This window comes from Streptomyces sp. NRRL S-244, from assembly GCF_000717915.1.
Classification (GTDB): Bacteria; Actinomycetota; Actinomycetes; order Streptomycetales; family Streptomycetaceae; genus Streptomyces.
Window position 1 is genome coordinate 31,496 of record NZ_JOCX01000005.1, and the last position, 24,643, is coordinate 56,138.

Annotated in this window: 37 protein-coding genes; all 37 read left to right on the forward strand. The window is 67.4% G+C overall.

Features of this window, described 5'->3' with window-relative positions; genetic code table 11:
* Positions 1–39 precede the first annotated feature (39 nt).
* Complete coding sequence (locus tag IF02_RS0107665) at positions 40–726, forward strand: glycosyltransferase family 2 protein (RefSeq protein WP_030154687.1); 687 nt, start codon at positions 40–42, stop codon at positions 724–726.
* Complete coding sequence (locus IF02_RS0107670) at positions 726–1,163, forward strand: DUF2304 domain-containing protein (RefSeq protein WP_051695965.1); 438 nt, start codon at positions 726–728, stop codon at positions 1,161–1,163. The genes IF02_RS0107665 and IF02_RS0107670 overlap by 1 nt, the downstream gene beginning before the upstream one ends.
* 9 nt (positions 1,164–1,172) lie before the next feature.
* On the forward strand, positions 1,173–2,075 hold the full coding sequence (locus IF02_RS0107675) for a glycosyltransferase family 2 protein (protein WP_030154690.1): 903 nt from the start codon (positions 1,173–1,175) through the stop codon (positions 2,073–2,075).
* Between the two features lie 24 nt (positions 2,076–2,099).
* Complete coding sequence (locus IF02_RS0107680) at positions 2,100–4,040, forward strand: hypothetical protein (RefSeq protein WP_030154691.1); 1,941 nt, start codon at positions 2,100–2,102, stop codon at positions 4,038–4,040.
* A gap of 203 nt (positions 4,041–4,243) precedes the next feature.
* The gene (locus IF02_RS0107685) at positions 4,244–5,374 is read left to right on the forward strand and encodes a hypothetical protein (protein ID WP_030154692.1); all 1,131 of its coding nucleotides are present in this window, start codon (positions 4,244–4,246) and stop codon (positions 5,372–5,374) included.
* Positions 5,375–5,861: 487 nt separating this feature from the next.
* Positions 5,862–6,170, forward strand: a complete 309-nt coding sequence (rpsJ, locus tag IF02_RS0107690) for a 30S ribosomal protein S10 (protein ID WP_003948644.1) — start codon at positions 5,862–5,864, stop codon at positions 6,168–6,170.
* A 14-nt stretch (positions 6,171–6,184) separates the two neighbouring features.
* Positions 6,185–6,829 (forward strand): 50S ribosomal protein L3, encoded by a 645-nt coding sequence (rplC, locus tag IF02_RS0107695; protein WP_007265899.1) that lies wholly within the window; start codon positions 6,185–6,187, stop codon positions 6,827–6,829.
* A gap of 5 nt (positions 6,830–6,834) precedes the next feature.
* Positions 6,835–7,485, forward strand: coding sequence for a 50S ribosomal protein L4 (gene rplD, locus IF02_RS0107700; RefSeq protein ID WP_030026322.1), 651 nt, complete (start codon positions 6,835–6,837; stop codon positions 7,483–7,485).
* Positions 7,485–7,808, forward strand: coding sequence for a 50S ribosomal protein L23 (rplW, locus tag IF02_RS0107705; protein WP_030154694.1), 324 nt, complete (start codon positions 7,485–7,487; stop codon positions 7,806–7,808). The genes rplD and rplW overlap by 1 nt, the downstream gene beginning before the upstream one ends.
* Positions 7,809–7,847: 39 nt before the next feature.
* Complete coding sequence (gene rplB, locus IF02_RS0107710) at positions 7,848–8,684, forward strand: 50S ribosomal protein L2 (protein WP_030154695.1); 837 nt, start codon at positions 7,848–7,850, stop codon at positions 8,682–8,684.
* 12 nt (positions 8,685–8,696) lie between these two features.
* A complete protein-coding gene (gene rpsS, locus IF02_RS0107715) occupies positions 8,697–8,978 on the forward strand; it encodes a 30S ribosomal protein S19 (RefSeq protein WP_030154697.1) in 282 nt (93 codons plus the stop codon).
* A 43-nt stretch (positions 8,979–9,021) separates the two neighbouring features.
* Entirely contained in the window at positions 9,022–9,369 is a 348-nt protein-coding gene (gene rplV, locus IF02_RS0107720; RefSeq protein WP_007265904.1) for a 50S ribosomal protein L22, read from the forward strand.
* Entirely contained in the window at positions 9,369–10,208 is an 840-nt protein-coding gene (gene rpsC, locus IF02_RS0107725; RefSeq protein WP_007265905.1) for a 30S ribosomal protein S3, read from the forward strand. Before rplV ends, rpsC begins: the two co-directional genes overlap by 1 nt.
* Before the next feature lie 5 nt (positions 10,209–10,213).
* Positions 10,214–10,633, forward strand: a complete 420-nt coding sequence (gene rplP / locus IF02_RS0107730) for a 50S ribosomal protein L16 (protein WP_030026326.1) — start codon at positions 10,214–10,216, stop codon at positions 10,631–10,633.
* Positions 10,633–10,857 (forward strand): 50S ribosomal protein L29, encoded by a 225-nt coding sequence (rpmC, locus tag IF02_RS0107735; protein ID WP_008739703.1) that lies wholly within the window; start codon positions 10,633–10,635, stop codon positions 10,855–10,857. The genes rplP and rpmC overlap by 1 nt, the downstream gene beginning before the upstream one ends.
* Positions 10,857–11,138 (forward strand): 30S ribosomal protein S17, encoded by a 282-nt coding sequence (rpsQ, locus tag IF02_RS0107740; RefSeq protein WP_030026328.1) that lies wholly within the window; start codon positions 10,857–10,859, stop codon positions 11,136–11,138. The genes rpmC and rpsQ overlap by 1 nt, the downstream gene beginning before the upstream one ends.
* A 106-nt stretch (positions 11,139–11,244) precedes the next feature.
* The gene (gene rplN, locus IF02_RS0107745) at positions 11,245–11,613 is read left to right on the forward strand and encodes a 50S ribosomal protein L14 (RefSeq protein WP_003956455.1); all 369 of its coding nucleotides are present in this window, start codon (positions 11,245–11,247) and stop codon (positions 11,611–11,613) included.
* 2 nt (positions 11,614–11,615) lie between these two features.
* Positions 11,616–11,939: a 50S ribosomal protein L24 gene (gene rplX, locus IF02_RS0107750; RefSeq protein WP_030154701.1), complete on the forward strand. Its 324-nt coding sequence runs from the start codon at positions 11,616–11,618 to the stop codon at positions 11,937–11,939.
* Entirely contained in the window at positions 11,939–12,490 is a 552-nt protein-coding gene (gene rplE / locus IF02_RS0107755) for a 50S ribosomal protein L5 (protein ID WP_030154702.1), read from the forward strand. Before rplX ends, rplE begins: the two co-directional genes overlap by 1 nt.
* Positions 12,491–12,495: 5 nt before the next feature.
* Positions 12,496–12,681 (forward strand): type Z 30S ribosomal protein S14, encoded by a 186-nt coding sequence (locus IF02_RS0107760; protein ID WP_003956452.1) that lies wholly within the window; start codon positions 12,496–12,498, stop codon positions 12,679–12,681.
* A 223-nt stretch (positions 12,682–12,904) separates the two neighbouring features.
* Positions 12,905–13,303: a 30S ribosomal protein S8 gene (gene rpsH, locus IF02_RS0107765; protein ID WP_007265911.1), complete on the forward strand. Its 399-nt coding sequence runs from the start codon at positions 12,905–12,907 to the stop codon at positions 13,301–13,303.
* Positions 13,304–13,323: 20 nt separating this feature from the next.
* Positions 13,324–13,863, forward strand: a complete 540-nt coding sequence (gene rplF, locus IF02_RS0107770; protein WP_030154703.1) for a 50S ribosomal protein L6 — start codon at positions 13,324–13,326, stop codon at positions 13,861–13,863.
* A 2-nt stretch (positions 13,864–13,865) separates the two neighbouring features.
* Complete coding sequence (gene rplR, locus IF02_RS0107775; RefSeq protein ID WP_030008471.1) at positions 13,866–14,249, forward strand: 50S ribosomal protein L18; 384 nt, start codon at positions 13,866–13,868, stop codon at positions 14,247–14,249.
* 45 nt (positions 14,250–14,294) lie between these two features.
* A complete protein-coding gene (gene rpsE, locus IF02_RS0107780) occupies positions 14,295–14,897 on the forward strand; it encodes a 30S ribosomal protein S5 (RefSeq protein ID WP_030008472.1) in 603 nt (200 codons plus the stop codon).
* The gene (rpmD, locus tag IF02_RS0107785; RefSeq protein ID WP_005313525.1) at positions 14,897–15,079 is read left to right on the forward strand and encodes a 50S ribosomal protein L30; all 183 of its coding nucleotides are present in this window, start codon (positions 14,897–14,899) and stop codon (positions 15,077–15,079) included. The genes rpsE and rpmD overlap by 1 nt, the downstream gene beginning before the upstream one ends.
* A gap of 2 nt (positions 15,080–15,081) precedes the next feature.
* On the forward strand, positions 15,082–15,537 hold the full coding sequence (gene rplO / locus IF02_RS0107790; RefSeq protein WP_030154704.1) for a 50S ribosomal protein L15: 456 nt from the start codon (positions 15,082–15,084) through the stop codon (positions 15,535–15,537).
* Between the two features lie 188 nt (positions 15,538–15,725).
* The gene (gene secY / locus IF02_RS0107795; RefSeq protein WP_030154705.1) at positions 15,726–17,039 is read left to right on the forward strand and encodes a preprotein translocase subunit SecY; all 1,314 of its coding nucleotides are present in this window, start codon (positions 15,726–15,728) and stop codon (positions 17,037–17,039) included.
* Positions 17,039–17,686 carry an adenylate kinase gene (locus tag IF02_RS0107800; RefSeq protein WP_030154706.1) on the forward strand — a complete coding sequence of 216 codons (648 nt, stop codon included), beginning with the start codon at positions 17,039–17,041 and terminating at the stop codon, positions 17,684–17,686. Before secY ends, IF02_RS0107800 begins: the two co-directional genes overlap by 1 nt.
* 111 nt (positions 17,687–17,797) lie before the next feature.
* Complete coding sequence (map, locus tag IF02_RS0107805; RefSeq protein ID WP_030154708.1) at positions 17,798–18,634, forward strand: type I methionyl aminopeptidase; 837 nt, start codon at positions 17,798–17,800, stop codon at positions 18,632–18,634.
* A gap of 140 nt (positions 18,635–18,774) precedes the next feature.
* Positions 18,775–18,996, forward strand: coding sequence for a translation initiation factor IF-1 (gene infA, locus IF02_RS0107810; RefSeq protein ID WP_003956442.1), 222 nt, complete (start codon positions 18,775–18,777; stop codon positions 18,994–18,996).
* 73 nt (positions 18,997–19,069) lie between these two features.
* Positions 19,070–19,183: a 50S ribosomal protein L36 gene (gene rpmJ / locus IF02_RS0107815; protein ID WP_003956441.1), complete on the forward strand. Its 114-nt coding sequence runs from the start codon at positions 19,070–19,072 to the stop codon at positions 19,181–19,183.
* 197 nt (positions 19,184–19,380) lie between these two features.
* Positions 19,381–19,761 carry a 30S ribosomal protein S13 gene (gene rpsM / locus IF02_RS0107820; protein WP_007265919.1) on the forward strand — a complete coding sequence of 127 codons (381 nt, stop codon included), beginning with the start codon at positions 19,381–19,383 and terminating at the stop codon, positions 19,759–19,761.
* A gap of 54 nt (positions 19,762–19,815) precedes the next feature.
* The gene (rpsK, locus tag IF02_RS0107825) at positions 19,816–20,220 is read left to right on the forward strand and encodes a 30S ribosomal protein S11 (RefSeq protein WP_003956432.1); all 405 of its coding nucleotides are present in this window, start codon (positions 19,816–19,818) and stop codon (positions 20,218–20,220) included.
* A 186-nt stretch (positions 20,221–20,406) separates the two neighbouring features.
* Entirely contained in the window at positions 20,407–21,429 is a 1,023-nt protein-coding gene (locus tag IF02_RS0107830) for a DNA-directed RNA polymerase subunit alpha (protein WP_007265920.1), read from the forward strand.
* Positions 21,430–21,521: 92 nt separating this feature from the next.
* Complete coding sequence (gene rplQ / locus IF02_RS0107835; protein WP_030154710.1) at positions 21,522–21,983, forward strand: 50S ribosomal protein L17; 462 nt, start codon at positions 21,522–21,524, stop codon at positions 21,981–21,983.
* 102 nt (positions 21,984–22,085) lie between these two features.
* The gene (gene truA, locus IF02_RS0107840; RefSeq protein WP_030154712.1) at positions 22,086–22,937 is read left to right on the forward strand and encodes a tRNA pseudouridine(38-40) synthase TruA; all 852 of its coding nucleotides are present in this window, start codon (positions 22,086–22,088) and stop codon (positions 22,935–22,937) included.
* Between the two features lie 64 nt (positions 22,938–23,001).
* Positions 23,002–24,621 (forward strand): ABC-F family ATP-binding cassette domain-containing protein, encoded by a 1,620-nt coding sequence (locus IF02_RS0107845; protein ID WP_030154713.1) that lies wholly within the window; start codon positions 23,002–23,004, stop codon positions 24,619–24,621.
* The last annotated feature ends 22 nt before the right edge of the window (positions 24,622–24,643 follow it).

A 24,643-nucleotide genomic window follows, 5' to 3' on the forward strand; every position in this document is an offset into this window, starting at 1 on the left:
ACCGAGCACGCGCACGTGCCACATTCCGCTGGAGCTACCGTGTCCCAATACGACGATGTCTGGCTGGTCATCCCGGCCTATAACGAGGGCCAGGTGATCGCCGATGTGGTCGAGGGAGCGCGCAAGACCTTCCCGAACATAGTCGTCGTCGACGACGGCAGCTCCGACAACTCGGCCGAGCACATCGCGACGACCGGTGCCCACCTCGTGCGCCACCCCGTCAACCTCGGCCAGGGCGCCGCCCTCCAGACCGGCCTCAAGTACGCCCTCTCGCAGCCCGGTGCCCGCTACTTCGCGACGTTCGACGCGGACGGCCAGCACCAGACGCACGACGTCGAGAAGATGGTCCAGGTGCTGCGCGACGACGAGGCCGACGTGGTCCTCGGCTCGCGCTTCATCGAGCAGAACGGCCAAGTGCCGTGGATCAAGCGCGTCGTGCTGCGCACGGCCGCGACGGTCAGCCCGACCGCCCGCAAGCTGAAGCTCACCGACTCGCACAACGGCCTGCGGGTGCTCAGCCGCAAGGCCGCCGAGCAGCTGAACATCACCATGAACGGCATGGCGCACGCGTCGGAGATCGTCGGCTACCTGGCCGGGTCCGGCCTGCGCGTCACCGAGGTCCCCGTGGACATCCTCTACACCGAGTACTCGCGCGCCAAGGGCCAGTCCCTGATCAACGGCGTCAACATCATCTTTGACATCACGATGCGGGAGCGAAGCCGCTGATGAAGTACTTCTGGATCCAGCTGCTGCTCATCGCTGGCTCGGTGTCGATGGCGCTCATGTTCATACGGACGTGGGGCCAGGCGAAGAACCGCGCCTGGAAGCGCATCGCGTTCTCCCTGTTCGTCATCGTCAACGTGTACGCCGTGCTGCGCCCCACGGACGTCACGTGGGTGGCGCACCAGCTCGGCGTCGGCCGCGGCACCGACCTCGTGCTGTACGTCATGGTGCTGGCGATGGGCTTCCTGACCCTCAACACCTTCCTCCGCTTCCGCTCGTTGGAGAAGAAGCTCACCGACCTGGCCAGGACCGTGGCCCTGGCCGAGGGCGCACGGCACAACGACGCGCGCCTCGGTTCGACCGCGGCCCCCGTCGTGACGGAGGCCGTCGTCGCCGAGCCGAAGCCCGAGCCCGTCGACTCCGACACCGTGAAGGCCTGACGTCCCGTGGTGACCTTCGACTTCATGCTCCCCTACTACGGGGACGTGCAGCTGATGCAGGACGCCGTCCGCAGCGTGCTGGCCCAGACGGACCCGGACTTCCGCCTCGTCGTCATCGACGACGGCAAGGAGCCGGACGTCCCGGGCTGGTTCGAGGCCCTCGGCGACGAGCGGGTTCACTACACCCGCAACGAGCAGAACCTCGGCATCACCAAGAACTTCCAGAAGTGCGTACGGCTCTCCGAGGCCGACCACGTCGTCATCATGGGATGCGACGACCTGCTGCACCCGCACTACCTGGAGACCGTCCGCGGCCTGATCGCCGACAACCCGGGCATCGGCATGGTCCAGCCCGGCGTCGAGGTCATCGACGGCTCCGGGCAGGTCGCGTACGGGCTCGCCGACCAGACCAAGCGGCGGCTGTACGCACCGCAGGTCAAGGGCCGGCGCCTGATGGGCGGCGAGGAACTGGCCACCAGCGTGCTGCGCGGGAACTGGCTGTACTTCCCGTCCATCTGCTGGCGCGGCGAGGCCCTGCGCGGGGTCAACTTCCGCGACGAGTACTCGGTGATCCAGGACCTGGCCCTGGTGGTGGACCTCCTCGAACTCGGCGAGCAGATGCTGATCGACGAGTCCACGACGGTGTTCCAGTACCGCCGCCACGCGGTCAGCGAGTCCTCGGTGCAGGCCTTCTCCGGCACCCGCTTCGCCGAGGCCGAGCGGTACTTCTCCGCCGCGGCCGACCGGATGGACGCCCGGGGCTGGCCCAAGGCCGCGCGCGCGGCCCGCTTCCACAGCGCCTCCCGCTTCCACGCCATCACCATGCTCCCCGGCGCGCTGCTCCGCGGACACCGAGAGGGCGTCCGCACGCTCGCCAAGCACGCGTTCACCGCCGGTCAGCGCGCCGACTGACACCCGCGACGGAATTGGACTGAGATGACACACCTGGCCCCCGAGGTCGTCGGAGCATCCGGCACGGCGCACAGCCGGACCGGTACCGGGACCCCGGACGCCGGACCGGTCTCCTCCCCTTCGGCGGCCCGTCGCCCCTGGACGTCCCGGCGCCGCGTGCTCGCCGTCGCCGAGGGCGTCGTCAGCCTCGCGGCGGCCCTCGGCTACATGCTGCTGAGCCGCCGCATCGACGTGGACCCGATCGTGCGCCTCGGCCAGGTCAGCGGCCTCGCCACGCTCCAGATGTACGCCGCGATCATCGGGCTGCCGCTGCTGGGAGTGCTGCTCTACACCGCCCACCGGGGACCGGCCCGGCGCCACCAGCTGGTCAAGCGCCTGGTCTGTGCCGCCCTGGCCGGCCTGGCCACCGGCGTGATCGCCGGCGGAATCGTCGTCGCCCTGCACGGCACGCCCCACCCGCTCGGCGGCCAGGAGGGCGACCCGGGCGTACTGATCGACATGGCCAACTCGTTCCTGCACCACGAGGGGATGTCGGGCATCTACCCGCCCGCCTTCCCGGCCCTGATGGCCCTGTGGGCGAAGATCCGCTACAACGGCCGAGGCGAGACCGGCTTCGCCCTGCACGACCTCCAGATCTTCTTCACCGCCGTCGCCGGACCGATGGCCTACCTGGCCTGGCGGATACTGCTGCGGCCCTTCTGGGCGCTGCTGATCGCGGTTCCGGCCGCGGTGCTCTTCCTCGACCCGATCCGCCCGTACAGCCACATCGTCATGATCGTGCTGCTGCCGCTGCTCGGTTACTGGCTGCGCGAGATGCGCCTGGCCGGCCGGCGCGCCACGCGGCACCTGCTGGTGCGCGGCCTCGTGCTCGGCGTGACCTTCGGCGCGCTGTTCCTCTGGTACTCCGGCTGGTACATCTGGGCCGCGCCGGGCGCACTGATGGCCGCGCTGTTCTTCTTCCCGTGGCGCCAGGGCGCGGCGACCGCCAAGAAGGCCGGCCTCTACATAGGGGTCACGCTGCTGTCGGCCGGCATCGTCGCCGCCCCGCTGCTCTACCAGATGGCCCGGCTGGGCGCGGAGAACCCCGACCGCTACGCCTTCCTCGCCGTGTACGCCGACCCCGGTTACGTCCTCGGCTGGGTCTCGGACCGGTCCGGGACCCTGACGTACCAGACCTGGCCGGTGGCCGGCGAGATGGCCGGCCAGAGCGGGTTCGCCCTGCTGCTCCTCTTCGGGGTGGGTCTGGGCCTCGGCCTCGGGCTGCGCAACATCATGGTGCGCACGGCGGCCGCGGTCCTGGCCGGCGCCTGGCTCGCCCGGTTCTGGTTCGCCGGCCACATGGCCCAGGACAAGGCCATCCAGCTCTACCCGCGCACCACGTGGATCATCATGTACTGCCTGATGATCCTGGCGGTGCTCGGCATGATGGCCGTGGTCAACCGGGGCTCGGGATGGACCGAGCGCATGCTGCGCCCGGGCGGCGCCGGGGCCGGGGCCGGTTCCGCTTCGGGTTCCGTATCGGGTTCCGCTTCCGCGGCCGGGCTCGCCCGGGTCATCCCGCCGCGGGTGGTACGCCAGCTCGCCGCCGGGATGGTGTGCGTGGTCGCCCTGTTCGCGGCCATGGGCTCGTCCTGGTCGGTCAACCGCTACATGCCCTCGTCCGACGTCGACTCGATGGGCATCGACGCGTACCGCGCCCACGTCATCAAGCAGCGGGACGGCAGCTGCCCGCGCTTCTCGCCCCGCGAGAACTGCTGGGACATCGAGAAGGACGACTGGAAGCCGGGCCCCATCCAGGACTTCATCTGGTGCGCCGGCATCGTGGCCGACGACTGGCCCAGCGTCTGCGGGATGGAGGCGCCCAAGCGGGTGCGCTCGCGGGCGGACATCGAGCGCGACGCCGAGGCCGAGCGGCAGGCCCGCAAGGAAGCCTCCCAGACCCAGAAGGACGCCCAGAAGAGGTGACGGCGGCGCGGCCCGGTCGTCCCGGGCCGCCGTCGCGGCCGTTCCGTCGACGACCCCGGCCGTACGCACTGTCACAACCGGCCAGTAGCATCCGCCCCGTCAGCCGTGTCACATGGCCCGCGAGCCACAGGACACGTAGCAGAGACGTTTCGGCGGGGCCCCCGGAGCTGGTTCCGGGGGCCCCGGCTTTTCAGGGGTGGGACATGGGAAACAACAACAACGACGACGACAGGCCGGCGCTCTCCGACGAGGAGTGGGCCCGGTTCATGGAGCAGGCCCAGGCGGGCGCGGGCCAGGCCCCGCAGGAGCCCTCCGCCCGGGCGCGCATGGTCACCGCGCGGCTGCGCGCCGAGTCCGCCGAGCCGCCCGGCTGGCGCACCGGTCCGGCCTGGCAGGAGAGGGAGCGGCGGGGGAGGGGCAGGCGGCGGCTCAAGGCCGCGGGGGCGGTCGTCTTCATCGCGGCCCTCGCGCTGATCGCCGTACGCCCGGAACTGGTCATCGACCGGGTCACCGGCAAGGCCGAGCGGGCCGACAAGGCGCGTGAGCCACTGCCCGCCGAGACCGCCCGGCCCAGCGCCCCGCCCTCGGCCCTCGACCCGGACCGGCCGACGCTCAAGGAGCCCTTCAAGGGCTCCCCGGCCCTCCAGTGGGCCGACGGAGCCGCCGGGATCGAGCTCCCCGAGGCCCAGGCCGTCGGCGGGATGAGCAAGGAGCAGGTCGCCGACGCGCTGGAGAAGGCCAAGCAGTTCCTGGTCTCGGCCAACCTGGACCCGGCGACCCTGCGCGGGGAGCGGCCGGCGGCGGCGCTGGAGCTGCTCGACCCGAAGCTGAAGGACGAGCTGAGCCGCCTGGAGGGCTCGCTGACGGCCCCGACGAAGGAGAACGACCCGCTGCACCTGTTCAGCCGGGTCAAGCCGACCGAGCTGAAGCCCGTGGGCGAGGTGGTCAAGGTGCGCGGCCGGATGTGGGTGGAGCCCGGCAAGCAGGCCGGCCAGGCCAACGTGCTGGCCGACTACACCTTCGTGTACCCGCTCGTGAAGGCGAAGCCGGGCGCCGAGCAGGTGGAGCGCGCCATCGTGCGGCGCGAGATCACCTTCTCGATCGCCGACCCGCGCAAGTGGCAGGCCACCGCCGGCAAGATCTGGCTGGACAAGATGAACGTCGACCTCGCCAACAGCGCCTGCGACGTCTACGACGGATTCCTGCACCCCGTCTTCGACGAGGACCGGCAGGCCGGTCCAGCCCCCTCCGGGACGCCCGTGGACCCGTACGACCGGAGCAGGACCATCGACTCCGGTGACCGGGAGGGCTGCGGGAGTCTCTCGCGCACCTGAGGCCCGTGGGACGGCCCGGGCGGACCCCAAGCGGGGCCCGGGCCGTTCCGCCGCGTGGCGCGGTTTGACCACTCACCGGGGAGGGGTATTCTCTTCGGCCCGATTGGCGCAGTACGTGTCTTGTATGGCAGACTACTCAAGTTGCTCGGCTGAGTGCCGATGCTGCGCGCCTCCCGCCGGGAGGACCGGAAGCGAGTCCCACAGTACTCGTCGCCTTTATCTGCCTCTCGGGGCAGCAATGGGGCGGACGTACGGGAATCTTCTGGGAAGCGTCAGCACGGTGCCCGCCAGGCGCTCGGTGGGTGTTTCTCCCCCGAACCGCGGTCTTGGGACCGCACCCCCTTGGACGAGGGAATTTCCGTATGGGAATTTTCTGTAGAGGGAGTGCGACACGCCCGACCGCGTGGGTCGGAGAGAAGCGGTGGAGAGATCCACAGCCGGCCGAGGGTCAGAGCGTTTCCACAACAGACAGGACTACGGAGTAGCCATGGCGGGACAGAAGATCCGCATCCGGCTCAAGGCCTACGACCACGAGGTCATCGACTCCTCGGCGAAGAAGATCGTCGAGACGGTGACCCGCACTGGTGCGTCGGTCGCAGGCCCGGTGCCGCTGCCCACTGAGAAGAACGTGTACTGCGTCATCAAGTCGCCGCACAAGTACAAGGACTCGCGCGAGCACTTCGAGATGCGCACGCACAAGCGCCTGATCGACATCCTCGACCCGACGCCCAAGACCGTTGACTCGCTGATGCGCCTGGACCTTCCGGCCGGCGTTGACATCGAGATCAAGCTCTGAGAGGCGTCGAGAAGATGGCAAAGCAGATCAAGGGCGTCCTGGGCGAGAAGCTCGGCATGACCCAGGTCTGGGACGAGAACAACCGTGTCGTCCCGGTGACCGTCGTCAAGGCCGGGCCCTGCGTCGTTACCCAGGTCCGTACGAACGACATCGACGGCTACGAGTCGGTCCAGATCGCCTTCGGCGAGATCGACCCGCGCAAGGTGAACAAGCCCCTCAAGGGCCACTTCGCCAAGGCCGACGTGACCCCCCGCCGCCACCTGGTGGAGCTCCGCACCTCCGACGCCAGCGAGTACACGCTCGGCCAGGAGATCACTGCCGAGGTGTTCGAGTCCGGCGTCAAGGTTGACGTCACGGGCAACAGCAAGGGCAAGGGCTTCGCCGGTGTCATGAAGCGGCACAACTTCCGGGGCCTCGGCGCCGGTCACGGTGTGCAGCGCAAGCACCGCTCCCCCGGTTCGATCGGTGGCTGCGCCACCCCTGGGCGTGTCTTCAAGGGCATGCGCATGGCTGGTCGTATGGGCAACGAGCGCGTCACCACCCAGAACCTGACCATCCACGCGGTAGACGCGGAGAAGGGTCTGCTCCTCATCAAGGGCGCAGTCCCCGGTCCGAACGGCGGCCTCGTCCTGGTCCGTACCGCGGCCAAGGGGGCTTGAGGTTAATGAGCACCATTGACATCCTTTCGCCGGCAGGCGACAAGGCCGGTACCGTCGAGCTCCCCGCGGAGATCTTCGACGCGAAGACCAGCGTTCCGCTGATCCACCAGGTCGTCGTCGCTCAGCTGGCTGCTGCCCGTCAGGGCACGCACAAGACGAAGACCCGTGGCGAAGTCCGTGGTGGTGGCAAGAAGCCTTACCGCCAGAAGGGCACCGGCCGCGCCCGTCAGGGTTCGACCCGCGCTCCGCAGTTCGCCGGCGGTGGCGTCGTCCACGGCCCGCAGCCGCGTGACTACTCGCAGCGGACCCCCAAGAAGATGAAGGTCGCCGCCCTCCGCGGTGCCCTGTCGGACCGTGCGCGTCACTCCCGCATCCACGTCGTCACCGGCGTGGTCGAGGGTGCTGCCTCCACGAAGGCCGCCAAGACGCTGTTCGGCAAGATCTCGGAGCGCAAGAACCTGCTCCTGGTCGTCGAGCGTGCCGACGAGGCCGCGTGGCTGTCCGCCCGCAACCTGCCCCAGGTTCACATCCTGGAGCCGGGCCAGCTGAACACGTACGACGTGATCGTCTCTGACGACGTGGTCTTCACCCAGGCCGCGCTTGAGTCCTTCGTGTCTGGCCCCAAGGCCGACGAGACCGAAGGGAGCGACGCCTGATGTCCGAGGCGACCGTTACCAGCAAGACCTTCACTGACCCGCGCGACCTGCTGATCAAGCCGGTTGTCTCGGAGAAGAGCTACGCGCTGCTGGACGAGAACAAGTACACGTTCATCGTCGCGCCCGGCTCCAACAAGACCCAGATCAAGCAGGCCGTCGAGGCGGTCTTCGGGGTCAAGGTCACCGGGGTCAACACGATCAACCGTCAGGGTAAGCGCAAGCGCACCAAGACCGGTTTCGGCAAGCGCGCTGACACCAAGCGCGCCATCGTGACCCTCGCTGAGGGCGACCGAATCGACATCTTCGGCGGCCAGGCCTCCTAACGGAGGTCTAGTCGTCCGGAATCGGACGAGGACTGAGAAATGGGTATCCGCAAGTACAAGCCGACGACCCCGGGCCGTCGTGGCTCCAGCGTCGCCGACTTTGTCGAGATCACGCGGTCCACGCCGGAGAAGTCGCTGGTTCGCCCGCTGCACAGCAAGGGCGGCCGTAACAACACCGGTCGGATCACCGTTCGCCACCAGGGTGGTGGACACAAGCGCGCCTACCGCGTGATCGACTTCCGTCGTCACGACAAGGACGGCGTGCCGGCCAAGGTCGCGCACATCGAGTACGACCCCAACCGCACTGCGCGCATCGCGCTCCTGCACTACGCGGACGGCGAGAAGCGCTACATCATCGCTCCCCGCGGTCTGAACCAGGGCGACCGGATTGAGAACGGCCCCACGGCCGACATCAAGCCCGGCAACAACCTGGCCCTCCGCAACATCCCGGTCGGTACCACGATCCACGCGATCGAGCTCCGTCCCGGTGGTGGCGCCAAGTTCGCCCGTTCCGCGGGTGCCTCCGTGCAGCTGCTGGCGAAGGAGGGCACGATGGCCCACCTTCGTATGCCGTCCGGTGAGATCCGCCTGGTCGACGCGCGCTGCCGCGCGACGGTCGGCGAGGTCGGCAACGCCGAGCAGTCGAACATCAACTGGGGCAAGGCCGGCCGTATGCGCTGGAAGGGCGTTCGCCCCTCCGTCCGCGGTGTCGCGATGAACCCGGTTGACCACCCGCACGGTGGTGGTGAGGGCAAGACCAGCGGTGGTCGCCACCCGGTCTCCCCGTGGGGTCAGAAGGAGGGTCGTACTCGCTCGCCGAAGAAGGCTTCGAGCAAGTACATCGTCCGCCGCCGCAAGACGAACAAGAAGCGCTAGGAGCGGGTTTAGATGCCGCGCAGTCTCAAGAAGGGACCCTTCGTCGACGGACACCTCGTTAAGAAGGTGGACGCTCAGAACGAAGCTGGTACCAAGAACGTCATCAAGACCTGGTCCCGTCGCTCGATGATCATCCCGGCCATGCTGGGTCACACCATCGCGGTGCACAACGGCAAGACCCACGTCCCGGTGTTCGTCACCGAGTCGATGGTCGGCCACAAGCTCGGCGAGTTCTCGCCGACTCGCACCTTCCGCGGCCACGTCAAGGACGACCGGAAGTCGAAGCGCCGCTAAAGGCGGGGTGGTAACGACTATGACTTACACCGAAGGGACAACCATGGAAGCCAGGGCCCAGGCGCGGTACATCCGCGTCACGCCCATGAAGGCCCGCCGCGTGGTGGACCTTATCCGTGGCATGGATGCCACGGAGGCTCAGGCGGTCCTGCGTTTCGCCCCGCAGGCCGCGAGCGTGCCGGTCGGCAAGGTGCTGGACAGCGCCATTGCCAACGCCGCACACAACTACAACCACCCGGACGCCTCCACGCTGGTCATCAGCGAGGCGTACGTGGACGAGGGCCCGACCCTGAAGCGGTTCCGTCCGCGTGCCCAGGGCCGTGCCTACCGGATCCGCAAGCGGACCAGCCACATCACCGTGGTCGTCAGCAGCAAGGAAGGTTCCCGGTAATGGGCCAGAAGGTAAACCCGCACGGGTTCCGGCTCGGCATCACCACCGACTTCAAGTCGCGTTGGTACGCCGACAAGCTGTACAAGGACTACGTCAAGGAAGACGTCGCCATCCGTCGGATGATGACGTCCGGCATGGAGCGCGCCGGCATCTCGAAGGTTGAGATCGAGCGCACCCGTGACCGCGTGCGTGTGGACATCCACACCGCTCGTCCGGGCATCGTCATCGGCCGCCGTGGCGCCGAGGCCGACCGCATCCGCGGTGACCTCGAGAAGCTCACGGGCAAGCAGGTCCAGCTGAACATCCTCGAGGTCAAGAACCCCGAGCTCGACGCTCAGCTGGTTGCCCAGGCCGTTGCCGAGCAGCTTTCCTCCCGCGTCTCCTTCCGTCGTGCCATGCGCAAGAGCATGCAGGGCACGATGAAGGCCGGCGCCAAGGGCATCAAGATCCAGTGTGGCGGTCGCCTCGGCGGCGCCGAGATGTCCCGCTCCGAGTTCTACCGCGAGGGTCGTGTGCCGCTGCACACGCTGCGCGCGAACGTGGACTACGGCTTCTTCGAGGCCAAGACCACCTTCGGCCGTATCGGTGTGAAGGTCTGGATCTACAAGGGCGACGTCAAGAACATCGCCGAGGTTCGCGCCGAGAACGCTGCGGCCCGTGCGGGTAACCGCCCGGCCCGTGGTGCCGGCGCTGGCGACCGTCCCGCCGGCCGTGGTGGCCGTGGTGGCGAGCGCGGCGGCCGTGGTGGCCGCAAGCCGCAGCAGGCTGCTGGTGCCGAGGCCCCCAAGGCCGACGCTCCCGCCGCCGCTCCGGCTGAGAGCACCGGAACGGAGGCCTGACCGACATGCTGATCCCTCGTAGGGTCAAGCACCGCAAGCAGCACCACCCGAAGCGCCGCGGTATGGCCAAGGGCGGTACTGAGGTCTCGTTCGGCGAGTACGGCATCCAGGCGCTCACCCCCGCCTACGTGACGAACCGCCAGATCGAGGCGGCTCGTATCGCGATGACCCGCCACATCAAGCGTGGCGGCAAGGTCTGGATCAACATCTACCCGGACCGTCCGCTGACGAAGAAGCCGGCCGAGACCCGCATGGGTTCCGGTAAGGGTTCTCCCGAGTGGTGGATCGCGAACGTGCACCCGGGCCGGGTCATGTTCGAGCTGTCCTACCCGAACGAGAAGATTGCTCGTGAGGCGCTCACCCGCGCTGCTCACAAGCTTCCGATGAAGTGCCGGATTGTTCGGCGCGAGGCAGGTGAGTCGTGATGGCGACGGGAACCAAGGCGTCCGAGCTGCGTGAGCTCGGCAACGAGGAGCTCGTTGGCAAGCTGCGCGAGGCCAAGGAGGAGCTGTTCAAGCTCCGCTTCCAGGCGGCCACGGGTCAGCTGGAGAACAACGGCCGGCTCAAGTCCGTCCGTAAGGACATCGCTCGCATCTACACCCTGATGCACGAGCGTGAGCTCGGTATCGAGACGGTGGAGAGCGCCTGATGAGCGAGAAGAACGTGACTGAGACGAACGAGCGCGGCTTCCGCAAGACCCGTGAGGGTCTCGTCGTCAGCGACAAGATGGACAAGACCGTCGTCGTCGCTGTCGAGGACCGCGTCAAGCACGCGCTGTACGGCAAGGTCATCCGCCGTACGAACAAGCTCAAGGCTCACGACGAGCAGAACGCTGCCGGCGTCGGCGACCGCGTCCTCATCATGGAGACGCGTCCGCTGTCGGCGAGCAAGCGCTGGCGCATCGTCGAGATCCTCGAGAAGGCCAAGTAATTCGTCCGGGGGGTTTCCCCCGGATTCGTTCCGCCAGGCTCGGTGGGGGCCTCGCTCCTCGGAGTGAAGCCCCCGCCGGGAACCGGCAGACAAACAGGAGATAGACGTGATCCAGCAGGAGTCGCGACTGCGTGTCGCCGACAACACTGGTGCCAAGGAGATCCTTTGCATCCGTGTTCTCGGTGGTTCCGGTCGCCGCTACGCGGGCATCGGTGACGTCATCGTCGCCACCGTCAAGGACGCGATCCCCGGTGGCAACGTGAAGAAGGGTGACGTCGTCAAGGCGGTCATCGTTCGCACCGTCAAGGAGCGCCGCCGCCAGGACGGCTCGTACATCCGCTTCGACGAGAACGCCGCTGTCATTCTCAAGAACGACGGCGACCCTCGTGGCACCCGTATCTTCGGCCCCGTGGGCCGTGAGCTGCGCGAGAAGAAGTTCATGAAGATCATCTCGCTCGCGCCGGAGGTGCTGTAAGCATGAAGATCAAGAAGGGCGACCTGGTCCAGGTCATCACCGGTAAGGACAAGGGCAAGCAGGGCAAGGTCATCGCGGCCATGCCCAGCGAGAACCGCGTCCTCGTCGAGGGTGTCAACCGGGTCAAGAAGCACACCAAGGCCGGCCAGACCGCTGGTGGTTCGCAGGCCGGTGGCATCGTGATCACCGAGGCCCCGATCCACGTCAGCAACGTTCAGCTGGTTGTGGAGAAGGACGGCCAGAAGGTCGTTACCCGCGTCGGTTTCCGCTTCGACGACGAGGGCAACAAGATCCGCGTTGCCAAGCGGACGGGTGAGGACATCTGATGGCTACCACTCCGCGTCTCAAGACGAAGTACCGCGAGGACATCGCGGGCAAGCTGCGTGAGGAGTTCTCGTACGAGAACGTCATGCAGATCCCCGGCCTCGTGAAGATCGTGGTCAACATGGGTGTGGGCGACGCCGCCCGCGACTCCAAGCTGATCGACGGCGCCATCCGCGACCTGACGACGATCACCGGTCAGAAGCCGGCCGTCACGAAGGCCCGCAAGTCCATCGCGCAGTTCAAGCTGCGTGAGGGTCAGCCGATCGGCTGCCACGTCACCCTCCGTGGTGACCGCATGTGGGAGTTCCTGGACCGTACGCTGTCGCTCGCGCTGCCGCGTATCCGTGACTTCCGTGGTCTGTCGCCGAAGCAGTTCGACGGCCGTGGCAACTACACCTTCGGTCTCACGGAGCAGGTCATGTTCCACGAGATCGACCAGGACAAGATCGACCGTACCCGGGGTATGGACATCACCGTGGTCACCACGGCGACCAACGACGCTGAGGGCCGCGCGCTCCTTCGTCACCTCGGCTTCCCCTTCAAGGAGGCGTAAGCGAGATGGCGAAGAAGGCTCTCATCGCGAAGGCTGCCCGCAAGCCCAAGTTCGGTGTGCGTGCGTACACCCGCTGCCAGCGCTGCGGTCGTCCCCACTCCGTGTACCGCAAGTTCGGCCTGTGCCGCGTCTGCCTTCGTGAGATGGCTCACCGTGGCGAGCTGCCGGGCGTGACCAAGAGCTCCTGGTAATTCCCTCCGGTCCGCAAGGACTTGGGAAGTTCCAGAGACTCTCGGTAAGCATCTGGTCGGTGGGTGCCCTGCTCCGCATGCCGTAGGCTTGTGGGGTTGGGCGTCCGCCGTCCATAACGACTTACTACGCCGTAGGTCCCCGCACCGCACCCGTCCCGCCACTGAGTGGGGAGAGGGATGGCGCATACAGGAAACCCCGGCGAGAGAGGCCGAAGGCCACTTCATGACCATGACTGACCCGATCGCAGACATGCTGACCCGTCTGCGTAACGCTAACTCGGCGTACCACGACACTGTCGTGATGCCGCACAGCAAGATCAAGTCGCACATCGCGGAGATCCTCAAGCAGGAGGGTTTCATCACCGGCTGGAAGGTCGAGGACGCCGAGGTCGGCAAGAACCTCGTCCTCGAGCTGAAGTTCGGGCCGAACCGTGAGCGCTCCATCGCGGGCATCAAGCGGATCTCGAAGCCCGGTCTGCGCGTGTACGCAAAGTCCACCAACCTGCCGAAGGTCCTCGGCGGCCTGGGCGTGGCGATCATCTCCACGTCCCACGGTCTCCTGACCGGCCAGCAGGCAGGCAAGAAGGGCGTAGGTGGGGAAGTCCTCGCCTACGTCTGGTAGTCGGGAACGGAGGAAAAGCAATGTCGCGAATCGGCAAGCTCCCCATCCAGGTTCCCGCCGGTGTGGACGTCACCATCGATGGCCGCACGGTCGCGGTGAAGGGCCCCAAGGGTCTCCTCTCGCACACCGTCGCCGCGCCGATCGAGATCGTCAAGGGTGAGGACGGCGTTCTGAACGTCACCCGCCCGAACGACGAGCGTCAGAACAAGGCCCTGCACGGCCTGTCCCGCACGCTGGTGGCGAACATGATCACCGGTGTGACCACGGGGTACGTCAAGGCTCTCGAGATCAGCGGTGTCGGTTACCGCGTCGCCGCGAAGGGCTCCGCTCTGGAGTTCCAGCTTGGTTACAGCCACCCGATCCTGATCGAGGCGCCCGAGGGCATCTCCTTCAAGGTCGAGTCGCCCACCAAGTTCTCGGTCGAGGGCATCGACAAGCAGAAGGTCGGCGAGGTCGCCGCCAACATCCGCAAGCTGCGGAAGCCCGACCCGTACAAGGCCAAGGGTGTCAAGTACGCCGGCGAGGTCATCCGCCGCAAGGTCGGAAAGGCTGGTAAGTAGCCATGGCATACGGTGTGAAGATCGCCAAGGGCGACGCGTACAAGCGCGCTGCCAAGGCTCGCCGCCACATCCGCATCCGCAAGAACGTCTCGGGTACGGCGGAGCGTCCGCGCCTCGTCGTGACGCGTTCCAACCGCAACATCGTTGCTCAGGTCATCGACGACCTCCAGGGTCACACCCTGGCGTCCGCGTCGACCCTGGACGCTTCGATCCGCGGTGGCGAAGGCGACAAGAGCTCGCAGGCCCAGGCTGTCGGCGCGCTCGTCGCCGAGCGTGCCAAGGCCGCGGGTGTCGAGACCGTCGTGTTCGACCGCGGTGGCAACCGATACGCCGGGCGCATTGCCGCTCTGGCTGACGCCGCCCGCGAAGCCGGGCTGAAGTTCTAAGCCCCGGTTCCGGGACTCACGGACGTAACAGAGAGAGGTAATCCAATGGCTGGACCCCAGCGCCGCGGAAGCGGTGCCGGTGGCGGCGAGCGGCGGGACCGGAAGGGTCGCGACGGTGGCCCTGCCGCCGAGAAGACCGCTTACGTTGAGCGCGTTGTCGCGATCAACCGCGTCGCCAAGGTTGTCAAGGGTGGTCGCCGCTTCAGCTTCACCGCGCTGGTCGTGGTGGGCGACGGTGACGGCACTGTAGGTGTCGGTTACGGCAAGGCCAAGGAAGTTCCCGCGGCCATCGCCAAGGGTGTCGAGGAAGCCAAGAAGAACTTCTTCAAGGTTCCGCGCATCCAGGGCACCATCCCGCACCCGATCCAGGGCGAGAAGGCGGCCGGCGTTGTCCTGCTGAAGCCTGCTTCCCCCGGTACCGGTGTTATCGCCGGTGGCCCGGTGCGCGCCGTTCTGGAGTGCGCCGGCGTTCACGACATCCTGTCGAAGTCGCTCGGCTCCGACAACGCGATCAACATCGTGCACGCGACCGTGGAGGCCCTCAAGGGTCTGCAGCGTCCCGAGGAGATCGCGGCTCGCCGTGGTCTGCCCCTCGAGGACGTCGCCCCCGCGGCCCTGCTCCGTGCGCGTGCTGGGGCGGGTGCGTAATGGCTCGCCTCAAGATCACGCAGACGAAGTCGTACATCGGCAGCAAGCAGAACCACCGCGACACGCTGCGTTCGCTCGGGCTCAAGCGCCTGAACGACGTCGTCGTCAAGGAGGACCGCCCCGAGTTCCGCGGAATGGTTCACACCGTCCGCCACCTCGTGACGGTTGAGGAGGTTGACTAATCATGGCTGAGAACAGCCCGCTGAAGGCCCACAACCTCCGTCCCGCCCCCGGCGCCAAGACCGCGAAGACCCGTGTCGGTCGTGGTGAGGCGTCGAAGGGTAAGACGGCCGGTCGTGGTACGAAGGGCCAGAAGGCCCGTTACCAGATCCCGCAGCGCTTCGAGGGTGGGCAGATGCCCCTCCACATGCGCCTGCCGAAGCTCAAGGGCTTCAAGAACCCGTTCCGCACCGAGTTCCAGGTTGTCAACCTGGACAAGCTCGGCGCTCTCTACCCCGAGGGTGGAGAGGTCACGGTGGCCGACCTGGTCGCCAAGGGCGCGGTTCGCAAGAACAGCCTCGTCAAGGTCCTGGGCCAGGGCGAGATCTCCGTGGCGCTGACGGTTTCGGTTGACGCCGTTTCCGCCTCCGCCAAGGAGAAGATTGCCGCTGCCGGCGGCACCGTCACCGAGCTCGTCTAAGACGACCTTTGTGACAAATAGCGAGTAAAACCCGACCGGGGATGCCTCACAAATGGGGCATCCCCGGTTGGTCGTTCCACGGGGGGCGCAGTCGCCGGTAAGGTGGCCTGCACCTTTGCTTGTACGTATTCGTCGATCCCTCAGACCGTCACCTCTGACGCAGTAGCGCGGGGGTCGCAGGAGGCACCGTGCTCACCGCGTTCGCCCGGGCGTTCAAGACGCCCGACCTGCGCAAGAAGCTGCTCTTCACGCTCGGCATCATCGTGCTGTTCCGGCTCGGGTCCCACATCCCGGTACCCGGCGTGAGCTACAAGAACGTTCAGATCTGTGTGGACCAGGCCGGGAGCAGCAACAGCCTCTTCGGTCTCGTCAACATGTTCAGCGGCGGTGCGCTGCTGCAGATCACGATCTTCGCGCTCGGCATCATGCCGTACATCACGGCGAGCATCATCCTGCAGCTGCTGACCGTGGTCATCCCGAAGCTGGAGAACCTCAAAAAAGAGGGTCAGTCCGGCACGGCGAAGATCACTCAGTACACGCGCTATCTGACGGTCGCACTCGCGATCCTGCAGGGCACCGGCCTCGTCGCCACCGCCCGCACTGGTGCCCTGTTCCAGGGTTGCCAGGTCGCCAGCCAGATCGTTCCGAACCGGTCGATCTTCACCACCATCGTCATGGTCATCACCATGACCGCGGGTACCTGTGTCGTCATGTGGCTCGGTGAGCTCGTGACGGACCGCGGCATCGGCAACGGCATGTCGATCCTGATGTTCATCTCGATCGCCGCCGGCTTCATCGGCGCCCTGTGGCAGATCAAGCTCCAGGGCAAGATCGCCGACGGCTGGGTCGAGTTCGGCGTGGTCATCCTCGTCGGCCTGGCCATGGTCGCGCTGGTCGTCTTCGTCGAGCAGGCGCAGCGTCGGATTCCGGTCCAGTACGCGAAGCGCATGATCGGCCGCCGCGCGTACGGGGGCACCTCGACGTACATCCCGCTCAAGGTGAACCAGGCCGGTGTCATCCCGGTCATCTTCGCCTCGTCGCTGCTGTACATCCCGGCGCTGATCGTGCAGTTCAGCGGTTCGACCGCGGGCTGGGCCACCTGGATCCAGAAGCACTTCGTCAAGGGCGACCACCCGTACTACATCGCGGCCTACTTCCTCCTGATCGTCTTCTTCGCGTTCTTCTACGTGGCGATTTCTTTCAACCCCGAGGAAGTTGCAGACAACATGAAGAAGTATGGTGGGTTCATCCCGGGTATCCGTGCCGGTCGACCCACCGCCGAGTACCTGAGCTACGTGCTCAACCGGATCACCTGGCCGGGGTCGCTGTACCTGGGTCTCATCGCTCTTGTGCCGACGATGGCGTTGGCCGGCTTCGGAGCGAACCAGAACTTCCCGTTCGGCGGGACGAGCATCCTCATCATCGTGGGTGTGGGTCTGGAAACCGTGAAGCAGATCGAGAGCCAGCTCCAGCAGCGCAATTACGAAGGGTTCCTCCGCTGATGCGAATCGTCCTCGTCGGACCGCCCGGTGCGGGCAAGGGAACGCAGGCCGCGTTCCTTGCGAAGAACCTGTCGATCCCGCACATCTCCACGGGCGACCTCTTCCGCGCCAACATCAGCCAGAACACCGAGCTGGGCCAGCGCGCGAAGGCGTTCATGGACGCCGGTGACCTCGTCCCCGACGAGATCACCATCGGCATGGCCAAGGACCGGATGGAGCAGCCGGACGCCACGGGCGGCTTCCTGCTGGACGGCTTCCCGCGCAACGTCTCCCAGGCGGAGGCGCTGGACGAGATGCTGCGGACCGCCGGCATGAAGCTGGACGCCGTCCTCGACCTGGAGGTCGAGGAGGACGAGGTCGTCAAGCGCATCGCCGGCCGCCGGATCTGCCGCAACGACTCCGCGCACGTCTTCCACGTCGAGTACGCGGCGCCGAAGGCCGCGGGTGTCTGCGACACCTGCGGCGGCGAGCTGTACCAGCGTGACGACGACTCCGAGGCCACGGTGCGCAACCGGCTCGAGGTCTACCACACGCAGACCGAGCCGATCATCGACTACTACAAGGCCCAGGGCCTGCTGGTGACGATCCCCGCCCTCGGTGAGGTCGCGGACGTCACGCAGCGTGCGATGGACGCGCTCAAGAAGTAGTAACCCTTGTTGTGAGCAGTACGGCCGCGGTGTCCCCAGGACTCCGCGGCCGTACTGTTGAGACGACCGGAACAACGCAGACCCGAAGTCCGAAGGTGGAAGGCACTACCCATGGTCCAGATCAAGACCCCCGAGCAGATCGCGAAGATGCGCGAGGCAGGGCTGGTCGTCGCCGCGATCCACGCGGCGACCCGTGAGGCGGCCGTACCGGGCGCCACGACGCGGGATCTGGACATGGTGGCCCGCAAGGTCATCGCGGATGCCGGGGCCAAGTCGAACTTCCTCGGCTACGGCGGCTTCCCCGCGACGATCTGTACGTCCGTGAACGAGGTCGTGGTCCACGGCATCCCGGACGACAAGACGGTCCTCAAGGACGGCGACGTCATCTCGATCGACGCCGGTGCGATCGTGGACGGCTGGCACGGCGACGCCGCGTACACGGCCTTCGTGGGCACGGGTCACGCTCCGGAGCTGATCGAGCTCTCGCGGGTGACCGAGGAGTCGATGTGGGCCGGCATCGCCGCGATGAAGCTCGGCAACCGCCTGGTGGACATCTCCAAGGCGATCGAGGGCTACATCCGCCGCCAGCCGCGGCCCGCGACCGGCAAGTACGGGATCATCGAGGACTACGGCGGCCACGGCATCGGGTCCGAGATGCACATGGACCCCCACCTGCTGAACTACGTCTCGCGCAAGCGCGGCAAGGGCATCAAGCTCGTCCCGGGCGTCTGCCTGGCCATCGAGCCCATGGTCTCCCTGGGCACCCCCCAGACGGAGGTCCTGGCGGACGACTGGACGGTCATCACCACGGACGGCACCTGGTCCTCGCACTGGGAGCACTCCATCGCCCTGACCGAGGCCGGGCCCATCGTCCTGACCAGCCCGGACTGCGGCAAGGCCAAGCTGGCGGAATACGGCGTGACCACTGCGCCGGATCCCCTCGGTTAATGATCTACGCTGTGGGGCAAACTTTCCGGATTCGTCTTTCTGGGTGCCCTGACGTAGACTGACTCGTCGGCTCCTTTGCACCCGCATGTCCGCATGCGAAGCAGGGAGCTGATCAAGGTAGCCGATTCGAAGGGCGAAGCGTGGCCAAGAAGCAAGGTGCCATCGAAATCGAGGGCACCGTGATCGAGTCCCTCCCGAACGCGATGTTCAAGGTGGAACTGCAGAACGGTCACAAGGTCCTCGCGCACATCAGCGGCAAGATGCGTATGCACTACATCCGCATCCTCCCGGATGACCGGGTCGTTGTGGAGCTGTCTCCGTACGACCTGACGCGTGGCCGGATCGTCTACCGATACAAGTAGATCTTGTCCTCACTCCTGCCTGGGCATACGTCCCGGTACGGGTGGTGGCACTGACCCGGAGAACCTCACCAACATGAAGGTCAAGCCGAGCGTCAAGAAGATCTGCGACAAGTGCAAGGTGATCCGCCGTCACGGTCGGGTCATGGTCATCTGCGACAACCTGCGCCACAAGCAGCGCCAGGGCTGACGCACGCCGACCGACCTGCCTTCCGCAGTTCTTCGCGCGACGTAAGAAAACGTACATACGCAGAACCCGCCCAGCCCTGAGAAGGGCCGGCGGCACCTCCGGCGGGGGCCGGGGACCCGGACGTACCACCATCCATCAGGGTGGTCGGCGGTCGGGAGTGGTTCTGCGGAAGACCCCCGAACACACAGGAGCCATTTGTGGCACGCGTTTCCGGTGTTGACATCCCGCGCGAAAAGCGCGTGGAGATCGCACTCACCTACGTCTTCGGTATCGGGCGCACCCGGTCCAAGGAGATCCTCGCCTCCACCGGCGTGAACCCGAACACCCGCGTTCGTGACCTGGCCGAAGAGGACCTCGTCAAGATCCGCGAGTACGTGGACGCCAACCTCCGTACCGAGGGTGACCTCCGCCGCGAGATCCAGGGCGACATCCGCCGCAAGATCGAGATCCAGTGCTACCAGGGCATCCGCCACCGTCGTGGCCTGCCGGTGCACGGTCAGCGCACCAGCACGAACGCGCGTACCCGCAAGGGCCCGCGTCGCGCGATCGCCGGTAAGAAGAAGCCGGGCAAGAAGTAGTCCTGTTCAGCGGTCTTGCGCTGTAGGACCGACCACCTCCCGTAGGAGATTTAGATGCCCCCCAAGGGTCGTCAGGGCGCTGCCAAGAAGGTGCGCCGCAAGGAAAAGAAGAACGTCGCTCACGGGCACGCCCACATCAAGAGCACGTTCAACAACACGATCGTCTCGATCACGGACCCCTCGGGCAACGTGATCTCCTGGGCCTCCGCCGGCCACGTCGGCTTCAAGGGCTCGCGCAAGTCCACCCCCTTCGCCGCGCAGATGGCCGCCGAGTCGGCCGCCCGCCGCGCGCAGGAGCACGGCATGCGCAAGGTTGACGTCTTCGTCAAGGGTCCGGGCTCCGGCCGCGAGACCGCGATCCGCTCCCTCCAGGCCACCGGCCTCGAGGTCGGCTCGATCCAGGACGTCACCCCCACCCCGCACAACGGCTGCCGCCCGCCGAAGCGCCGCCGCGTCTGACGACTGCCGGACTTTTCGCTTCGTCGAAGCGAAAGACCGCGTCTGACGCAGCGGACGCACCTGTGCGTCTTTGAGTGTCCGGGCGGTACGAACCCCTTCGGGGGGACGTGCCGCCCGTACCCTTGCAGTACCTGGCTTTACCCGTCGGGCGTCAAATAGTGGGCGTCCACGACTGAAGGAACACACATGCTTATCGCTCAGCGTCCTTCGCTGACCGAAGAGGTCGTCGACGAGTACCGCTCGCGGTTCGTGATCGAGCCGCTCGAGCCGGGCTTCGGCTACACCCTCGGCAACTCGCTGCGCCGCACGCTCCTGTCCTCGATCCCGGGTGCCGCTGTCACCAGCATCCGCGTGGACGGCGTCCTGCACGAGTTCACCACCGTGCCCGGTGTCAAGGAAGACGTCACCGACATCATCCTCAACATCAAGCAGCTGGTCGTCTCCTCGGAGCACGACGAGCCGGTCGTGATGTACCTGCGCAAGCAGGGTCCCGGCCTGGTCACCGCTGCCGACATCGCGCCCCCGGCCGGTGTCGAGGTGCACAACCCGGACCTGGTCCTCGCCACGCTCAACGGCAAGGGCAAGCTGGAGATGGAGCTGACCGTCGAGCGCGGTCGCGGCTACGTCTCCGCCGTCCAGAACAAGCAGCTGGGCCAGGAGATCGGCCGCATCCCGGTCGACTCCATCTACAGCCCGGTCCTCAAGGTCACCTACAAGGTCGAGGCGACCCGAGTCGAGCAGCGCACCGACTTCGACAAGCTCATCGTCGACGTCGAGACCAAGCAGGCCATGCGCCCGCGCGACGCCATGGCGTCCGCCGGCAAGACCCTGGTCGAGCTGTTCGGTCTGGCGCGCGAGCTCAACATCGACGCCGAGGGCATCGACATGGGCCCGTCCCCGACGGACGCCGCCCTGGCCGCCGACCTGGCGCTGCCGATCGAGGAGCTCGAGCTCACCGTTCGGTCGTACAACTGCCTCAAGCGCGAGGGCATCCACTCCGTGGGTGAGCTCGTCGCCCGCTCCGAGGCCGACCTGCTCGACATCCGCAACTTCGGTGCGAAGTCGATCGACGAGGTCAAGGCGAAGCTGGCCGGCATGGGCCTGGCCCTCAAGGACAGCCCGCCCGGATTCGACCCGACCGCCGCCGCCGACGCCTTCGGCGCCGACGACGACGCGGACGCCGGTTTCGTCGAGACCGAGCAGTACTGAGCAGCACCCGTAGAACTTTCCCGCGGCAGCCGCCGCGGGGGAACTGACACCGGTACCTGACACGGCCGGTGCAGATATGAAGGAGTAACACCATGCCGCGTCCCGCAAAGGGTGCCCGTCTGGGCGGCAGCGCCGCGCACGAGAAGCACCTTCTCGCGAACCTCGCGAAGGCGCTCTTCGAGCACGGCCGCATCACCACCACCGAGGCCAAGGCCCGCCGCCTGCGTCCCTACGCCGAGCGTCTGGTCACCAAGGCCAAGAAGGGCGACATCCACAACCGTCGCCTGGTGCTGCAGACGATCACGGACAAGAGCATCGTGCACACGCTGTTCACCGAGATCGCCCCGCGCTACGAGAACCGCCCCGGTGGTTACACGCGCATCACCAAGATCGGCAACCGTCGTGGCGACAACGCCCCGATGGCCGTGATCGAGCTGGTCGAGGCCCTTACGGTCGCCCAGCAGGCCACCGGTGAGGCCGAGGCCGCCACCAAGCGCGCGGTCAAGGAGGCGGAGGCTGTCGAGACCCCCGCCGAGGAGACCAAGGAGGCCTGATCCCGCTCCGGGATCGAGCTTGCTTGATCGGCTCTGAACGGGCCCGCCCCTTCCCGGGGCGGGCCCGTTCTGCATTGCGGTGACTCTGAGAGGATCGGTCACGTGAGTGACGAGGTGGAGCCCGGGCACGTCCGGGTGCGGCTGGACCTGTCGTACGACGGGAAGGACTTCTCCGGCTGGGCGAAGCAGCGCGTGCTGCGGACCGTCCAGGGTGAGCTGGAGTCGGCCCTGCAGACCGTGATGCGGCTGCCGGACCCGGTCGAGCTGACCGTGGCCGGGCGGACCGACGCCGGCGTGCACGCGCGCGGGCAGGTCGCCCAGTTCGACGTGCGCGACGAGGTGTGGGCCGAGCACCACGACAAGCTGCTGCGCCGCCTCGCGGGCCGGCTGCCCCACGACGTACGGGTGTGGAAGGCCGCCGAGGCCCCCGAGGGCTTCAACGCCCGGTTCTCCGCCATCTGGCGCCGCTACGCCTACCGCGTCGGCGACCACCAGGGCGGCGTCGACCCGCTGCGCCGCGGGCACGTGCTGTGGCACCAGTGGCCGCTGGACGTGGACGCCATGAACGAGGCCGCCGCCGCGCTGCTCGGCGAGCACGACTTCGCCGCGTACTGCAAGAAGCGCGAGGGCGCCACGACCATCCGCACCCTCCAGCAGCTCAGCTGGGAGCGCGCCGAGGACGGGATCGTCACCGCGACCGTCCGCGCCGACGCCTTCTGCCACAACATGGTCCGCTCGCTGGTCGGCGCCCTGCTGCACGTCGGGGACGGGCACCGGCCGACCGACTGGCCGGGGAAGGTCCTGCGGGCCGCCGTACGGGACTCCTCGGTGCACGTCGTGAAGCCGCACGGGCTCACCCTGGAGGAGGTCGGCTACCCGGCCGACGAGCTGCTGGCCGCCCGCAGCAAGGAGGCGCGCAACATGCGGACCCTCCCGGGCGCCGGCTGCTGCTGACCCGCCGCCCACCGCCGCGGAATCCGTTTGGGCGGATCGGCGCCGGGCCTGGACAATGCCCCGCATGGGACATCTCGAAGCCAGCCACCTGGAGTACTACCTTCCCGACGGGCGGGTCCTGCTCCCCGACGTCTCCTTCCGCGTGGGGGAGGGGTCGGTCGTCGCCCTCGTCGGGGCGAACGGCGCCGGCAAGTCCACCCTGCTGAAGCTGATCTCCGGCGACCTCCAGCCGCACGGCGGCGGGGTCACCGTCAGCGGCGGCCTCGGCGTGATGTCGCAGTTCGTGGGCTCCGTACGGGACGAGACGACCGTACGGGACCTGCTGGTCTCGGTGGCCCAGCCCCGGATCCGGGAGGCGGCGAAGGCCGTCGACCACGCCGAGCACCTGATCATGACGGTGGACGACGAGTCGGCCCAGATGGCATACGCGCAGGCGCTCAGCGACTGGGCCGACGTACAGGGCTACGAGGCGGAGACCCTGTGGGACGTCTGCACCACGGCCGCGCTGGCCGTCCCGTACGACACCGCGCAGTTCCGCGAGGTGCGCACGCTGTCGGGCGGTGAGCAGAAGCGGCTCGTGCTGGAGGCGCTGCTGCGCGGGCCGGACGAGGTGCTGCTGCTCGACGAGCCGGACAACTACCTGGACGTCCCGGGCAAGCGGTGGCTGGAGGAGCAGCTGAAGGCCACCCGCAAGACGGTGCTCTTCGTGTCCCACGACCGGGAGCTGCTGTCCCGGGCCGCCGAGAAGATCATCAGCCTGGAGCCGAGCCCCACGGGCACGGACGTGTGGGTGCACGGCTCGGGCTTCGACACGTACCACGACGCCCGCAAGGAGCGCTTCGCCCGCTTCGAGGAGCTCAAGCGGCGCTGGGACGAGGAGCACGCCCGCCTGAAGGCGCTGGTCCTGCGGCTGCGCAACCAGGCGGCGAGCAGCCCCGACATGGCCTCGCGCTACCGGGCGATGCAGACGCGCTTCCAGAAGTTCGAGGAGGCCGGTCCGCCGCCGGAGCCGCCGCGCGAGCAGGACATCAAGATGCGTCTGAAGGGCGGCCGGACCGGCGTGCGCGCGCTGACCGTGGAGAACCTCGAACTCACGGGGCTGATGAAGCCGTTCTCGCTGGAGGTCTTCTACGGGGAGCGGGTCGCGGTGCTCGGCTCGAACGGCTCCGGGAAGTCGCACTTCCTGCGGCTGCTGGCGGGCGAGGACGTCAAGCACACGGGTGATTTCAAGCTCGGCGCCCGGGTGGTCGCCGGTCACTTCGCGCAGACGCACGCCCACCCCGAGCTGTTCGGCCGCACGCTCGTCGACATCCTGTGGACGGAGGCCGCGAAGCCGCTCGGCCCCGCCATGGCCGTCCTGCGCCGGTACGAGCTGGAGCGCCAGGGGGAGCAGCCGTTCGAGCGGCTGTCGGGCGGCCAGCAGGCGCGTTTCCAGATCCTGCTGCTGGAGCTGGCGGGCACCACGGCGCTGCTGCTGGACGAGCCGACGGACAACCTGGACCTGGAGTCCGCTGAGGCGCTCCAGGACGGTCTGGAATCGTACGAGGGCACTGTGCTGTGCGTCACGCACGACCGGTGGTTCGCGCGGACATTTGACCGTTTCCTGGTCTTCGGCTCCGACGGTGTTGTACGAGAGACTCAGGAACCTGTTTGGGACGAACGTAGGGTCGAGCGGAAGCGCTAGGGGGAGAACGCCCCCGGGCGGG

Bases quoted from the DNA above. Each gene is read 5' to 3' on its own strand.
- rpmJ (WP_003956441.1), top strand. From the start codon at position 19,070: ATGAAGGTCAAGCCGAGCGTCAAGAAGATCTGCGACAAGTGCAAGGTG.
- rpsE (WP_030008472.1), top strand. From the start codon at position 14,295: ATGGCTGGACCCCAGCGCCGCGGAAGCGGTGCCGGTGGCGGCGAGCGG.
- rplV (WP_007265904.1), top strand. From the start codon at position 9,022: ATGGAAGCCAGGGCCCAGGCGCGGTACATCCGCGTCACGCCCATGAAG.
- rplQ (WP_030154710.1), top strand. From the start codon at position 21,522: ATGCCGCGTCCCGCAAAGGGTGCCCGTCTGGGCGGCAGCGCCGCGCAC.
- IF02_RS0107845 (WP_030154713.1), top strand. From the start codon at position 23,002: ATGGGACATCTCGAAGCCAGCCACCTGGAGTACTACCTTCCCGACGGG.
- rplO (WP_030154704.1), top strand. From the start codon at position 15,082: ATGGCTGAGAACAGCCCGCTGAAGGCCCACAACCTCCGTCCCGCCCCC.
- IF02_RS0107760 (WP_003956452.1), top strand. From the start codon at position 12,496: ATGGCGAAGAAGGCTCTCATCGCGAAGGCTGCCCGCAAGCCCAAGTTC.
- IF02_RS0107800 (WP_030154706.1), top strand. From the start codon at position 17,039: ATGCGAATCGTCCTCGTCGGACCGCCCGGTGCGGGCAAGGGAACGCAG.
- rplF (WP_030154703.1), top strand. From the start codon at position 13,324: ATGTCGCGAATCGGCAAGCTCCCCATCCAGGTTCCCGCCGGTGTGGAC.
- rpsQ (WP_030026328.1), top strand. From the start codon at position 10,857: ATGAGCGAGAAGAACGTGACTGAGACGAACGAGCGCGGCTTCCGCAAG.
- map (WP_030154708.1), top strand. From the start codon at position 17,798: ATGGTCCAGATCAAGACCCCCGAGCAGATCGCGAAGATGCGCGAGGCA.
- rplP (WP_030026326.1), top strand. From the start codon at position 10,214: ATGCTGATCCCTCGTAGGGTCAAGCACCGCAAGCAGCACCACCCGAAG.
- rpsS (WP_030154697.1), top strand. From the start codon at position 8,697: ATGCCGCGCAGTCTCAAGAAGGGACCCTTCGTCGACGGACACCTCGTT.
- rpsJ (WP_003948644.1), top strand. From the start codon at position 5,862: ATGGCGGGACAGAAGATCCGCATCCGGCTCAAGGCCTACGACCACGAG.
- rpmD (WP_005313525.1), top strand. From the start codon at position 14,897: ATGGCTCGCCTCAAGATCACGCAGACGAAGTCGTACATCGGCAGCAAG.
- rplC (WP_007265899.1), top strand. From the start codon at position 6,185: ATGGCAAAGCAGATCAAGGGCGTCCTGGGCGAGAAGCTCGGCATGACC.
- rplR (WP_030008471.1), top strand. From the start codon at position 13,866: ATGGCATACGGTGTGAAGATCGCCAAGGGCGACGCGTACAAGCGCGCT.
- rplW (WP_030154694.1), top strand. From the start codon at position 7,485: ATGTCCGAGGCGACCGTTACCAGCAAGACCTTCACTGACCCGCGCGAC.
- rplD (WP_030026322.1), top strand. From the start codon at position 6,835: ATGAGCACCATTGACATCCTTTCGCCGGCAGGCGACAAGGCCGGTACC.
- rplE (WP_030154702.1), top strand. From the start codon at position 11,939: ATGGCTACCACTCCGCGTCTCAAGACGAAGTACCGCGAGGACATCGCG.
- IF02_RS0107830 (WP_007265920.1), top strand. From the start codon at position 20,407: ATGCTTATCGCTCAGCGTCCTTCGCTGACCGAAGAGGTCGTCGACGAG.
- rplB (WP_030154695.1), top strand. From the start codon at position 7,848: ATGGGTATCCGCAAGTACAAGCCGACGACCCCGGGCCGTCGTGGCTCC.
- rpmC (WP_008739703.1), top strand. From the start codon at position 10,633: ATGGCGACGGGAACCAAGGCGTCCGAGCTGCGTGAGCTCGGCAACGAG.
- rpsH (WP_007265911.1), top strand. From the start codon at position 12,905: ATGACCATGACTGACCCGATCGCAGACATGCTGACCCGTCTGCGTAAC.
- rpsC (WP_007265905.1), top strand. From the start codon at position 9,369: ATGGGCCAGAAGGTAAACCCGCACGGGTTCCGGCTCGGCATCACCACC.
- IF02_RS0107680 (WP_030154691.1), top strand. From the start codon at position 2,100: ATGACACACCTGGCCCCCGAGGTCGTCGGAGCATCCGGCACGGCGCAC.
- rpsK (WP_003956432.1), top strand. From the start codon at position 19,816: ATGCCCCCCAAGGGTCGTCAGGGCGCTGCCAAGAAGGTGCGCCGCAAG.
- rplX (WP_030154701.1), top strand. From the start codon at position 11,616: ATGAAGATCAAGAAGGGCGACCTGGTCCAGGTCATCACCGGTAAGGAC.
- IF02_RS0107685 (WP_030154692.1), top strand. From the start codon at position 4,244: ATGGGAAACAACAACAACGACGACGACAGGCCGGCGCTCTCCGACGAG.
- IF02_RS0107670 (WP_051695965.1), top strand. From the start codon at position 726: ATGAAGTACTTCTGGATCCAGCTGCTGCTCATCGCTGGCTCGGTGTCG.